We start from the raw sequence: 13020 nt of genomic DNA, 5'->3' as shown, positions 1-13020 counted from the left end.
TCAACGACGTGTCATGGATTTGTCGTTAAATCGCAACATCTCCCTTATATAGTGGCTTCGCGTCAGACAGGATGTCTGACCCTACAACTTACTAGTGATTGATGTCTTGCCCGATTTAACCCAAATGTTGAAATTGAAGGGGATATAAATGAAAAAGTCGATGCTGACCCTGGCTGTGGTCGCTGCAAGCCTGCCGACCCTGGCGATGGCGGATGCAACACTCTACGGTTCTTTCCGTATGATTCTGGAAAAACAGGATCAGAAATCCATGCTGCTGAACTCTGACAGCAGCCGTCTAGGCATTAAGGGTAGCGTAGATCTGGGTCTTGAAGATACTAAGGGTATCTTCCAGTGGGAGCAGGAACTGGACCTGAATGCAGGTGCGTTAAACTCTACAGGTGGACGTTACGCGCATGTTGGTGCCACCGGTTCTTGGGGTACCGTTAAGGCAGGTAAACTGGATCATGCCTTCCAGCTGGTCAATGCTTACACTGAAGTCTTAAATAGTGATCAGAGCCGTAGCACTCTGCAACTGCGTGAATCAACACGCCGTCAAGGTCAATCGTTACAGTATGTATCACCTAAAATGAGCGGTTTTCAGTTGACTCTGGATAGCGTTTTCAAGGGCGATACCGATGAAAAAGACAAGCAAGTCGATGTATATGGCATGGGTCTAGCCTATGATGCCAACAATATCTACGCAGCGCTTGCTTATACCGCAGCAAAAAATACCAAATCTGGCGGCGACTATCAGGTTGATCAGGATGCTTGGGGTGCGGCACTGGGTTATAAAATCCAAGACTTAGGCCTGCGTGCCAACTACCTGAAACTGGACGATGAAACCGGTGGTTCAAACCGCTTATCTGGCCCAGGTAAAGCAACCTTCAGCTCCTTAGCCGCAACCTATGACATCGGTCAGACGCAGTTACAGCTGGAATATGGCTATGGCAAGCGCGATCTGGATGCGGGCACCAACCAGAAAGGTCAATTTACTGCAGTGGGCGTACAGCAGCGTTTGGGTAAAGGCCGAGTCTACGCTCAATATCACGACTTTAATAAAGAACTTTACGCTTCAACCGGCGATAAGTTCTTAGTCGGCTACCGCCTAGACTTCTAAACAGCCCAGCTAGGCATACAAAAAGGGGATGCACAGATCCCCTTTTTTATTTTGCAGCGATAGGATCAGTGTGGATGCTTGCCGTCTTCCACCACAGCAGGATCTGGATGCTCCTCGATATGTATCGGCTCTTCTGGCTCTTCACCGGCATGTTCTTTGAGTGCTTGCTTACTGCGTAATTCAATCACCATCCAGAGTACAAAACCGGCTGCCAGGCCCCAAGCCGCACCATGAGTCGCTAACACCACGCCCATAATTCCAGCCACCCCCATGGACGTCGCGTTATCGATCTGCTCAACCGCAACAGCGATACAGAGATAACCGGTAATCAACAGGGTAATGGATAAAGCTATCGGCAACACGGGTTTAAACAATGTGACCAAAGGCAACATAAACAAGGCAAAGAAACCCACTAGCCAGAACATGCCCGAGCCTGAATAGATGGTATCCATAGCACTACGGCCATAACGATAACGTTCAGCAATCGTTGCCATTGCGCCCGTAAACAGCGGACCCGCTAAACCTGGATAGGGAGCAAAAAAGGAGTGAATGAGATTACGAATACCGGTGACTAGATGAACACGGTCAACATTGACTTCGATTTTTTCATCTGGACGCAAATGGTCAACACGCTTCAGCAAACTCTGTCCAACAATAATGTCACCAAAAGCGATGATATAGGCAATGATAGCCGTCGGAATGGCCGCCAGGATTAATGACATACTGGGGAAACCGAGCGTAAAGGGCAGATAATCCCAAATCTGTCCGAAAGCAGGCAACTCAATCCCCCACTGCAGATCAGGCTTCTCATATTCGCCAACCGACCAACCAATCAGCATAGTGATCAGCATCCCTGGCACCATGCCATAACCGGCTATAATTTTAGCCCAACGATGTTTTTCCACCCAGTCTCGGAAGGACAGCGAAAACAGCACATAAACTGTTACCAAGCCGCCAATCACCAGTGAAATCGGCGTGTTATATAAGCGCCCGCCTGCACTGATCTCACCACTAATCGCCGCAATCCCCGCCCCGAGCAGAATACCCGCTTTAATCGAATTCGGAATATTATCGACCAGCTTTGTTCCCAAGCGCGTAATGCCCATAAATAGGAAAATAAAGGTGACCACCAGCTGTAGCGCGACGAGGGCTTTAATGGCTTCCGGACCCGGCTCAAAACCACCCACGAATAAAAGTACCACAGGAATCGCAGGCGTAATCCAGCCCGGAACAAAAGGCACACCAAGCAGGTTCGGTAACAAGAAACCTATCCCACAGACCACAACATACGCCAAAGCCACCTCGTAAGGTAAACCCAGGTATTGCTCAAGCAATGGAATCATCCCCATCGCGACCACAAACATCACCAAGGCTTGGATCGTCTCAGGGATCTCCCAGCGATAGTGAATTAAGGGTAATCGTATTTTGAAAGGCCCCGCTGGCCAGTAAGGATGTTCCTCACCATGCTTGCGTTGACGTATCGGCATCTGTGCGCTCTCTGTTTAGCTGAATGAAAGAAGATGTCAACAAAATTAGGGAATACCCCACCCCAATATGCGGACGCGCTAAAGGTATCCCCTAAGGTGTCGACAAGTCGACAGCTTTGAGAGCGACTTTAGTCGTTAATTGACACTAAAGTATTAAGGATATATCCGCAGGAATGAGTCGACACTTGAGCGCTATCAAATAAAAAACGGGGCCTGAAGAGACCCCGTTGGAGAGATAAGCCAACGCCTAAAGGCTTGGCTAAAAATCAAGAAAACACTAAATCACGATCACCGGCTTCATCACGAATACGTGTAGGCAGTCCCATTTGATTCAGCAGATTCAGGAAAGGCTGCGGAGGCAACTCTTCAACATTTACCATGCGCGCCACATCCCACTCCCCCGTTGCGATCAGCAAGGCCGCAGCCACTGGAGGTACACCTGCGGTGTAAGAGATTCCTTGGCTGCCGACTTCGTTATAAGCCTCTTTATGATCTGCCACGTTGTAGATAAAGACTTCTTTTTCCTGACCGTCTTTGCGTCCTTTCACGAGATCACCAATACAGGTTTTCCCTGTGTAGTCAGGCGCTAATGAAGAGGGGTCTGGCAGAACGGCCTTCACCACTTTTAATGGCACCACCTCTTGGCCTTCCGCTGTTTTAACCGGCTGCTCAGACAGCAAGCCGAGGTTTTTCAGTACCGTAAAGACATTAATATAGTGCTCACCAAACCCCATCCAGAAACGGATATTCGGTACATTGAGGTTTTGTGAAAGAGAATGAACTTCATCATGGCCGGTCATGTAGGTAGTTTGCTCACCTACAACAGGGAGATCATCTGTACGCTTGATCTCAAACATCTTGTTACTCGTCCACTGATGATTCTGCCAAGACCAGACCTGCCCGGTAAATTCACGGAAGTTGATTTCAGGATCAAAGTTCGTAGCAAACCAACGCCCATGGCTACCGGCGTTGACATCGATAATGTCGATGGAATCAATGGAGTCAAAATATTCAGCTTGTGCCAATGCTGCATAGGCATTCACCACGCCGGGATCAAAACCAACGCCAAGAATAGCGGTGACGCCCTTTTCAGCACAGGCCTGACGACGCTTCCACTCATAGTTGGCATACCAGGGTGGTGTTTCACAGATTTTTGCTGGATCTTCATGAATCGCTGTATCCATATAGGCAGCCCCTGTTTCTAAACAAGCGCTGAGCACAGACATATTCACGAAGGCAGAACCAACGTTAATGACGATTTCTGATTCAGTCTCACGAATCAGGGCAGCTGTCGCCTCAATATTCATGGCATCCAGTGCATGTGCACTCAACTTGCCTTCAACCTTGAGACTCCCCTTTTCAAGGATACTGGACAAAATTGCTTCACACTTTGCCACCTGGCGCGAAGCAATCGCAATATTGCCCAGTATATCGTTGTGTTGGGCGCATTTGTGAGCCACGACCTGGGCCACCCCTCCGGCACCGATAATCAGAACATTCTTCTTCATTTCTTTCCTGTACTCCACTTTTTACATGGGGCTGTTTGCATGGGCTACGGAGCTTATATTAAGACAAGCTCTGCACGAAATCGTCGAATCCAAACTCCCTAATGAGTTCGACCTCGCCATCCAATTGGCGCACAGCGATGGCTGGCATTTTCACACCATTAAACCAATTCTTTTTGACCATTGTGTAACCGGCAGCATCCTCAAAAGAGAGACGATCTCCGATTTGCAGTGGCTGATCAAATTTAAACTCACCGAAGATATCACCTGCCAAACAAGATTTCCCACAGATCATATATTCGTGCTCACCCTCACAAGGTGTCATCTTGGCACTTTGGCGGTAGATCAGCAGATCCAGCATGTGCGCTTCGATCGAGCTATCCACGATCGCTAAATGCTTACCATTGAACAGCGTATCGAGCACCGTCACCTCTAAGGAAGTGCTTTGTGTAATCGCCGCCTCACCCGGCTCCAGATATATTTGCACAGAATACGTATCGGCCAGTTGCTTTAACCGCGCGGCAAAGCGCTCAAGCGGATACCCTTCACCGGTGAAGTGTATCCCGCCCCCCAGGCTGACCCATTTGACTTGATGCAACAGATGGCCAAAACGTGCTTCGATATGCTGCAGCATCTGATCGAAGAGTTCAAAATTCGCATTTTCACAATTATTGTGGAACATAAAACCGGAGATTCGATCCATCACCTGTGCGATCTTATCGGGATCAGATTCCCCTAAACGACTAAAAGGGCGTGCCGGATCGGCCAGAATGAACTCTGAACTGCTGACCTGAGGATTAACTCGCAGACCGCGCACATGCTCAGAAGAAGCTTCAGAAAAACGTTCTAATTGACTGATAGAGTTGAAAATAATCTTATCTGAGTGGGCTAGAACTTCTGCCATCTCATCATCGGCGTAGGCCACACTGTAAGCATGCGTTTCGCCTGGAAACTTCAGTTTACCGAGCTTAACTTCATAGAGAGAGGAAGACGTGCTACCGTCCATGTACTGACTCATTAGGTCAAAAACAGACCAGGTCGCAAAACATTTCAGCGCCAATAAAGATTTGGCACCTGAGAGTTCACGTACGCGCGCAATTTTTTCTAGGTTGCGCAGCAGTTTTGACTTATCGATCAGGTAGTAAGGCGTTTTGAGCATCGCAGAGACCTCCAGGACACATTCGGGACACAGAATCCGGCAGGCCCTACCGCCCGCACACTGAAATTTTCAAAACGGTCGATTATAGGCGAAGAGATATGAAAAGTCTGTTAAATCTTGTATCTACGTTTATCTGCTCCATTCGTCTGTATCAGCACAAAGGCTAAAAAGCATGCAACTGCCCGAAAAGATCAAAATTGTTGAAGTCGGTCCACGCGATGGCTTACAGAATGAAGCCCCTCATCAGCTACATCTAGATGAAAAGATTCAACTGATTGAAAGCCTTGCGGCAACTGGATTAAAAAACATTGAGGTTGGAAGCTTTGTTTCGCCCAAGCATCTCCCTCAGATGGCGGATACCGGGGAAATTCTTAAAAGACTCTCATGTAAACCGGGTATGAGCTATCGTGTCTTGGTTCCGAATCAACAGGGACTTGAGGCAGCTCTTGCAGCCGGCGCAAAAGAAATTGCGGTCTTTACCGCCGCATCGGATGCCTTTACAACACAGAACATCCGCATGAGTGTGGCGGAAAGTTTACAGCGCTTCCGGCCCTTGGTGCAGGCAGCACAGACACAGGGGATCGCTGTCAGGGGATACCTCTCAACACTCCTGGACTGTCCCTATAGTGGAAAAGTACCGAGTCAAAATGTGTTGCGCGTGGCTGAGGCTTTATTAGAGATGGGCTGTTATGAGGTTTCTTTAGGGGAAACCACCGGTCGTGCCACCGCTTTAGACGTAGAAGGTATCTTAGAAGACCTAGCGAAAACCCTATCTTTAACCCACTTTGCTGTCCATTTTCATGACACCTATGGCCAAGCTTTAACCAATGTCTGGGTTGCCCTCAAAGCCGGCATTACCACCATCGATGCCTCCGTCGCCGGATTGGGTGGATGTCCTTATGCACCTGGAGCAAGTGGCAATTTAGCGACCGAAGATCTGGTCTATCTATTACACGGGTTAGGAATTCAAACTTCCGTGGATCTTAATCAGCTGGTTCAGGTCGGTGCTTGGATTTCACAACGCCTGCAGAAACCCTATGCTTCAAAAGCAGGCTATGCGCTTTTTTGCCAACAGCCTTCAGTCTAAGCTCGCAAATCCATAAAAAAGCCGCAGATCGAGTTTAACCCTAGTTTAGGATTTAACTCGATCTGCGGCGGCGTTTTACGATGCAAACTAAGATCGTGATTAGTGATCCGCTGAGGCCTTAGCGTGCTCCTGATTTTCATAAATCAGAATCGGCTCAGACGTACCTTCGATCACCCCCTCATCAATCACCACCTTGGATACATTCTCCATGGAAGGTAGCTGATACATAATGTCCAGCAAAGTCGCTTCAAGGATAGAGCGCAAGCCACGCGCTCCAGTGCGGCGCTCGAGTGCTTTGTGTGCAACGGATTTCAACGCTTCATCACGGAAGTCTAAACCAGCACCTTCCATTTCGAAAAGCGCAGCATACTGCTTAGTCAGACTGTTTTTCGGCTTGGTCAGAATATCGATCAAAGCGGCCTCATCCAGCTCAGACAAGGTCGCAATCATCGGCAAACGGCCAACAAATTCTGGAATCAAGCCAAACTTCACCAAATCTTCCGCTTCAACGTCATGCAAGACTTCACTTAAGCGACTTTCATCCTTATTTTTCACAATGGCATTGAAGCCGATCGAGCTTTTCTCGCTACGATCACGGATGATCTTCTCCAAACCGGAGAAAGCACCACCACAAATAAACAGAATATTGGAAGTATCCACCTGCAAAAACTCTTGCTGAGGATGTTTACGACCACCCTGCGGAGGCACTGAAGCCACCGTACCCTCAATCAGTTTAAGCAGCGCTTGCTGAACGCCTTCACCGGACACATCACGCGTGATGGAGGGATTGTCAGATTTACGTGAGATCTTATCAATCTCATCGATATAGACGATCCCTATTTGAGCCTTTTCAACATCATAGTCGCACTTCTGCAGCAACTTCTGGATGATGTTTTCAACATCTTCCCCCACATAACCCGCCTCTGTCAGCGTTGTGGCATCGGCTATTGTGAAAGGAACGTTTAACAAGCGTGCCAGTGTTTGTGCCAGAAGCGTTTTACCACTTCCCGTCGGGCCAATCAGAAGAATATTGCTCTTGCTTAGCTCAACCTCTGATTTCTTATCTTTTAAGCGCAGGCGTTTGTAGTGATTGTAAACGGCAACAGCCAAAACCTTTTTGGCACGCTCTTGACCGATCACATACTCATCCAGTGCTTTTTTGATCTCAGCCGGTAAGGGCAACTTATCACTGACCTCACCCTCCGCCACATCCTGAATCTCTTCACGGATGATGTCGTTGCACAGATCTACACACTCATCGCAGATAAAAACAGAAGGGCCGGCAATCAGCTTACGCACTTCATCTTGGCTCTTTCCACAGAAGGAGCAAAAAAGTTTGCTGTGATCACCTTTGCCATTGGTACCATCCGACATGGTGTTACCTCTAATTCGCTAGCTTTAGGCAGCCCAAGGCTGCCACTTTAAACATCCGCTTAATCAACGCGGAGGCATACCACGCTTTTCCAACACCTGATCAATCAAGCCATAATCCCGAGCGGTTTCAGGGCGCATGAAGTTATCACGCTCGGTATCACGCGCAATCGTTTCGATATCCTGCCCGGTAAAATCCGCTAAATGCTGATTCAAACGCTCGCGGATATAGAGAATCTCACGTGTATGTATTTCAATATCACTGGCCTGGCCTTGATAGCCACCCAATGGCTGATGAATCATGACACGGGCATTCGGCAAGGCATAACGCTTACCTTTAGCACCTGCCGCCAGGAGGAAAGCACCCATGCTCGCTGCCTGACCGGTACACATCGTACTCACATCGGGCTGGATAAAGTTCATAGTATCAAAGATCGCCATACCGGCACTGACTGAACCGCCCGGCGAGTTAATGTAAAGATGGATATCTTTCTCTGGATTTTCAGCTTCCAAAAATAACAACTGGGCGACAATCAGGTTCGCCATATGATCTTCCACCTGCCCAACGAGAAAGATGACGCGCTCTTTCAAGAGACGGGAGTAGATATCATAGGCACGCTCACCACGAGAGCTCTGCTCAACCACCATGGGGACTAGACCACCGGCATTGAGGATGTCATGAGAACGCCCTGTGTAGATATCCGACATGCAAGTTACTCCTAAACCTTGGCTCTATAGCCTGAAAGCGAAAAAACGACAGTTGGTTTGGCCAACTGTCGCTTTACAAAATAACCCAACCTCAGGTTCGAGACCAGAGAGATACGCTGTTTTTACTCAGCGGCAGCTCGCGGAGCAGGCTTGATTGCATCTTCATAGCTCACCTGAGCTTCCGTCACTTTAGCCGCTGCCAAAAGGTGATCTACAACCTGATCTTCAAGCACTAACGCTTTGATCTGGTTCAGAATTTCTTGATTACCCATATACCAGTCAATGACTTCTTGTGGGTTTTCGTAAGTTTCTGCCATCTCTTCAACCGTCGCACGCACCTGATCATCGTTTGGCTGAATATCATTCGCCTTGATCAGCTCTTGTACCAACAGACCGATGGTGACACGGCGCTTAGCTTGGTCAGCAAACATCTCTTTTGGCAAAGACTGTGGATCGATTTTAGAGTCTGGGCCACCGAACTGCTGAACAGCCTGACGGCGCATCGCATCGATTTCGTTATCGATCAGTGCAGCCGGCACTTCAATCGCATTAACTTCAATCAGCTTACTGAAGACCTGCTCTTTGGTTTTACTCTTCAGCGCCTGTTTCAGTTCACGTGCCATGTTTTTACGCACTTCAGCACGGAAACCTTCCACTGTCGTTTCTTCAATGCCAAAACGCGCAAAGAAAGCTTCATTCAGCTCTGGCAGCTCTTGAGCAGAAACAGTTTTTACCGTGACTTTAAACTGTGCGGGCTTACCTTTCAGATTTTCAGCATGGTAATCTTCAGGGAAAGTCACATTCACTTCCACTTCAGCACCCGCCGCCGCACCGATCAGGCCCGCTTCGAAACCTGGAATCATGCTGTTTGAACCCAGCACTAAATCCATACCTTCAGCACGGCCACCATCAAAGGCTTCGCCATCAATAAAGCCTTCAAAGTCAATACGCACACGATCGCCGTCTGCCGCCGCGCGATCCACTTCACTCCAGCTCGCCTGCTGTTTACGCAGTGTATCGATCATCTGATCGACATCAGCCTCTTGAATATCAGCCGCTTGTTTAGTGATTTCAACCTGACTGTAATCCGCCAGTGTGATTTCTGGGTAGACTTCAAAGGAAGCAACGTATTCCAGATCTTCGCCTTCATTATCCTTACGGAATTCGATGTTAGGGAAACCAGCAGGCGCTAATTTCTCTTGGGTCACTGCCTGGTAGAAAGTTTCCTGGACAACCTGCCCCAACACATCCTGGCGAATCGCTTTACCGTACATACGCTTAACAACAGACACAGGGACCTTGCCCGGACGGAAACCATCCATACGGCGTGTACGCGCCTGCTGCTGAAGCTGTTTGTTCACATCCTGATCGATACGCGCAGCCGGAACCGTCACGGTGATCTGGCGTCCGAGACCTGAAGTCGTTTCAACAGAAACTTGCATGGAAATCCTCACAGTACATTGCAGCATGATTTGATGGTTTGCTTGTCCTGACATACCGGTTTCAACCCCAAATATGCCGGTTGAGTAAACTCAACGCTTAACGACCAAGTGACAAACCTTAATTTTTTAAAGGCAAAAATTCTCCGTGAACTGAGCGCAATAGTCAAGCAGATTACCTACCCCAGCACCTCTAAGCTATCGACTTCATCGATCATCCAACTTTTAACGAACTCTTAAAGTGCCTATTTCAGATAAAGTAGAACTAAAGATTGACAATCACGCTACTTAAGCTGTAAAAAATAATCACAAACACATGATTATTCAGGACTTTTTCCCGAGCTCCCGGCAAAATTCCCAATCTCTGTCAGTCTTTTTCAGGCTCGATCGCGGGCAGATATCCATCGCCGCACCTTATTCAGTTTTTGATAATAGCGCTCAGAGTTAGAGGATCTAAGACACCTCAACTTTCTTCGCGAATACCGAACTCCTGACATATAAGGTAAAATGCCGATGGACACTAAAAAAATAACGCCTCGTCGTAACCGCTTAACCTGCCACTTGAAAGCAGCTCTTTTCGCCTCAGCTTTAGGCATTACCAGTATTTCGATACAGGCGGCCAGCCTCGTCACTTGGGATGACATCGCCAAGGATCAAGAAACAACTCATAATGTCCTGGGCTACGGCATGGGACCTAAAGCTCAGCGCTTTAGCCCTTTGAACCAGATTAATGTCAGCAATGTAGAAAGATTAACACCCGCGTGGTCTTTTTCTTTTGGTGATGAAAAACAACGCGGCCAAGAATCACAAGCCCTCGTCCATGACGGGGTCATCTACGTGACCGGTTCTTATTCACGAATGTTTGCAGTGGATGCAAAAACAGGCAAACAAATTTGGTCTTATGCTGCACGCTTGCCGGATGACATTCGGCCCTGTTGTGATGTTGTCAATCGCGGCGCAGCGATCTTTGGCGACAAGGTATTTTTTGGCACCCTTGACGCAGCCATGGTGGCTCTCGATAAAAATACCGGCAAGGTCGTGTGGCGTAAAAAGTTTGGCGATCACTCTGCTGGCTACACCATGACTGGAGCACCCACTCTTGTCAAAGATCAGAAAACCGGCAAGGTATTATTAATTCATGGTTCTTCCGGTGATGAATTTGGCGTTGTTGGAAAGCTCTTTGCTTTAGACCCGGATACAGGTGAAGAGATCTGGATGCGACCTTTTGTAGAAGGGCATATGGGACGCTTGCATGGTAAAGAAAGCACTCCCACAGGGGATCCACGCGCGCCATCTTGGCCGGACGATCCTAATACCGAAACCGGAAAAGTAGAAGCCTGGAGCCACGGTGGCGGCGCACCCTGGCAAAGCGCTAGCTTTGATATTGAAACCAACACCATCATCATCGGTGCTGGCAACCCTGCTCCTTGGAATACCTGGAAACGCACTTCTGAGGGAGGCAATCCGCTGGACTATGACAACCTATATACTTCAGGCCAAGTAGGAGTCGATCCCACGACTGGAGAAGTGAAATGGTTTTATCAACATACACCGAACGATGCTTGGGATTTCTCAGGAAATAACGAATTAGTCTTATTTGAGTATAAGGATCAAGGAAAAACTATTAAAGCCACCGCCCATGCAGATCGTAATGGCTTCTTTTACATTGTGAATCGTGAAGATGGTAAGTTTATTCGTGCCTTTCCTTTTGTAGACAATATTACCTGGGCCACACATATAGACCCCCAAACAGGTCGTCCTGTAGAAGTTGAAGGCCAGCGCCCACCAGCGCCCCTGCCAGGTGAAGAGCGCGGCGCTGTGATAGAAGTCTCACCTCCTTTTTTAGGTGGTAAGAATTGGAATCCAATGGCCTACAGCCAAGACACCGGCTGGTTCTATGTGCCTGGGAACCACTGGAAAGAGGATTATTGGACAGAAGAAGTCACCTACAAAAAAGGCTCTGCTTATCTAGGACAAGGCTTCCGCATCAAGCGCATGTATGACGATCACGTAGGCATTTTACGTGCAATGAATCCCATCACCGGAAAAATTGAATGGGAACACAAAGAACCCCTACCACTTTGGGCAGGCGTCTTAGCCACACATGGAGACCTTATCTTTACAGGAACCAGCGATGGCTACTTTAAAGCCTTTCACGCTAAAACAGGTCAAGAGCTTTGGAAGTTCCAAACAGGCTCTGGGATTATCTCTAGCCCGATCACCTGGGAGCAAGAAGGTGAGCAATATGTAGGCGTTGTTTCCGGCTATGGCGGTGCCGTTCCTCTCTGGGGTGGCGATATGGCAAACCTGACCAAACCGGTTCCTCAGGGAGGATCTTTCTGGGCCTTCAAATTACCTCAGTGGGCTAAGAACTAAAGCCAACCACACCAAGCTTCGATTATTTACCATGCCTTGAGCCTGTTTTCGCAGGCTCTTTTTTCTTAAAAACTCGCTTTAACCAGGAGCCACGCTAATGCAACTGAATCTCACACGACTTTTACTTAGTAGTTGCTTACTTGCTTCTTTGCCCTTAAGTGCAGAATGCCTGCTGGAAAGTAACGGCCAATGCGCCAATGCACAACTAGAAGCCAAGAATCTCAGAAATGCTGAACTCAAAGGTATCGATCTCAGTGGTGCTAATCTACGCCATGCAGATTTACGCCATGCTGATCTTCGGGGTGCTAATCTGCAGAATGCCGACTTAAGTTATGCGCTTTTAACACGCGCCAACCTCGAAAAGGCGAACTTAAGAGGCGCAAAACTCGATCATGCGCAAATGCAAGCGATTGCAGGATGGGCTCTTTTCGGCCAAGGCGCTTCTTTTTTTGAAACTGACCTTTCTGGCGCCAACCTTACTTTTGCGCGCTTAACACAAGCTAAACTAAATGCTGCAAACTTACATGCGGCAGATTTTGAAATGGCTTGGATGAATAAAACTCAACTGGTTGGTGCAAACTTAAGCGACACAAATTTACAAGAAGCCAAACTCAATCATGCCAACTTACATCAAGCCAATATGACCGGAGCACGCATACGTTTTGCAACCTTTGTGGACACCTTTATGGAAGAATGTATTGAGTGCCCAGTAGACTGGAGCGTACCCAAACACCCCGTTGACTAACAAAACTCAGCCGAATGCTTGAATGC

10 protein-coding genes are annotated in these 13020 nt (G+C 48.1%); 4 read left to right on the top strand and 6 right to left on the bottom strand.

Annotation, left to right across the window (positions count from 1 at the left end):
* Positions 1-148 precede the first annotated feature (148 nt).
* Positions 149-1117: a porin gene (locus E1H14_RS05160; RefSeq protein ID WP_149390384.1), complete on the top strand. Its 969-nt coding sequence runs from the start codon at positions 149-151 to the stop codon at positions 1115-1117.
* Between the two features lie 65 nt (positions 1118-1182).
* Here E1H14_RS05160 and E1H14_RS05155 read toward each other — a convergent pair whose 3' ends face one another.
* The 3 genes from E1H14_RS05155 to nspC all read right to left on the bottom strand — a co-directional run bounded on the left by E1H14_RS05155 (position 1183) and on the right by nspC (position 5268).
* Positions 1183-2604, bottom strand: a complete 1422-nt coding sequence (locus tag E1H14_RS05155; protein WP_149390383.1) for a solute carrier family 23 protein — start codon at positions 2602-2604, stop codon at positions 1183-1185.
* A 266-nt stretch (positions 2605-2870) separates the two neighbouring features.
* Positions 2871-4112 carry a saccharopine dehydrogenase family protein gene (locus E1H14_RS05150; protein ID WP_149390382.1) on the bottom strand — a complete coding sequence of 414 codons (1242 nt, stop codon included), beginning with the start codon at positions 4110-4112 and terminating at the stop codon, positions 2871-2873.
* 58 nt (positions 4113-4170) lie between these two features.
* Positions 4171-5268: a carboxynorspermidine decarboxylase gene (nspC, locus tag E1H14_RS05145; protein ID WP_149390381.1), complete on the bottom strand. Its 1098-nt coding sequence runs from the start codon at positions 5266-5268 to the stop codon at positions 4171-4173.
* 172 nt (positions 5269-5440) lie between these two features.
* On the opposite strand from nspC, the gene E1H14_RS05140 reads away from it, so the two are divergent.
* A complete protein-coding gene (locus tag E1H14_RS05140; protein ID WP_149390380.1) occupies positions 5441-6355 on the top strand; it encodes a hydroxymethylglutaryl-CoA lyase in 915 nt (304 codons plus the stop codon).
* 99 nt (positions 6356-6454) lie between these two features.
* On the opposite strand, the gene clpX is transcribed toward E1H14_RS05140, so the two are convergent.
* From clpX to tig, 3 genes are all read right to left on the bottom strand, one after another.
* A complete protein-coding gene (clpX, locus tag E1H14_RS05135; protein WP_149390379.1) occupies positions 6455-7729 on the bottom strand; it encodes an ATP-dependent Clp protease ATP-binding subunit ClpX in 1275 nt (424 codons plus the stop codon).
* A 63-nt stretch (positions 7730-7792) separates the two neighbouring features.
* Positions 7793-8434, bottom strand: a complete 642-nt coding sequence (clpP, locus tag E1H14_RS05130) for an ATP-dependent Clp endopeptidase proteolytic subunit ClpP (protein WP_149390378.1) — start codon at positions 8432-8434, stop codon at positions 7793-7795.
* Positions 8435-8556: 122 nt separating this feature from the next.
* Positions 8557-9876: a trigger factor gene (tig, locus tag E1H14_RS05125; RefSeq protein WP_149390377.1), complete on the bottom strand. Its 1320-nt coding sequence runs from the start codon at positions 9874-9876 to the stop codon at positions 8557-8559.
* Positions 9877-10386: 510 nt separating this feature from the next.
* Between tig and E1H14_RS05120 the strand changes: the two genes are divergently transcribed.
* Both E1H14_RS05120 and E1H14_RS05115 read left to right on the top strand, forming a co-directional pair.
* Positions 10387-12249: a PQQ-dependent methanol/ethanol family dehydrogenase gene (locus E1H14_RS05120; protein WP_149390376.1), complete on the top strand. Its 1863-nt coding sequence runs from the start codon at positions 10387-10389 to the stop codon at positions 12247-12249.
* A gap of 97 nt (positions 12250-12346) precedes the next feature.
* A complete protein-coding gene (locus E1H14_RS05115) occupies positions 12347-12994 on the top strand; it encodes a pentapeptide repeat-containing protein (protein WP_149390375.1) in 648 nt (215 codons plus the stop codon).
* The last annotated feature ends 26 nt before the right edge of the window (positions 12995-13020 follow it).

This window comes from Nitrincola tapanii (genome assembly GCF_008368715.1).
Classification (GTDB): domain Bacteria; phylum Pseudomonadota; class Gammaproteobacteria; order Pseudomonadales; family Balneatricaceae; genus Nitrincola; species Nitrincola tapanii.
Note: the sequence above shows the minus strand (reverse complement) of the source record. Positions and strands in the feature narration are given on the sequence as shown.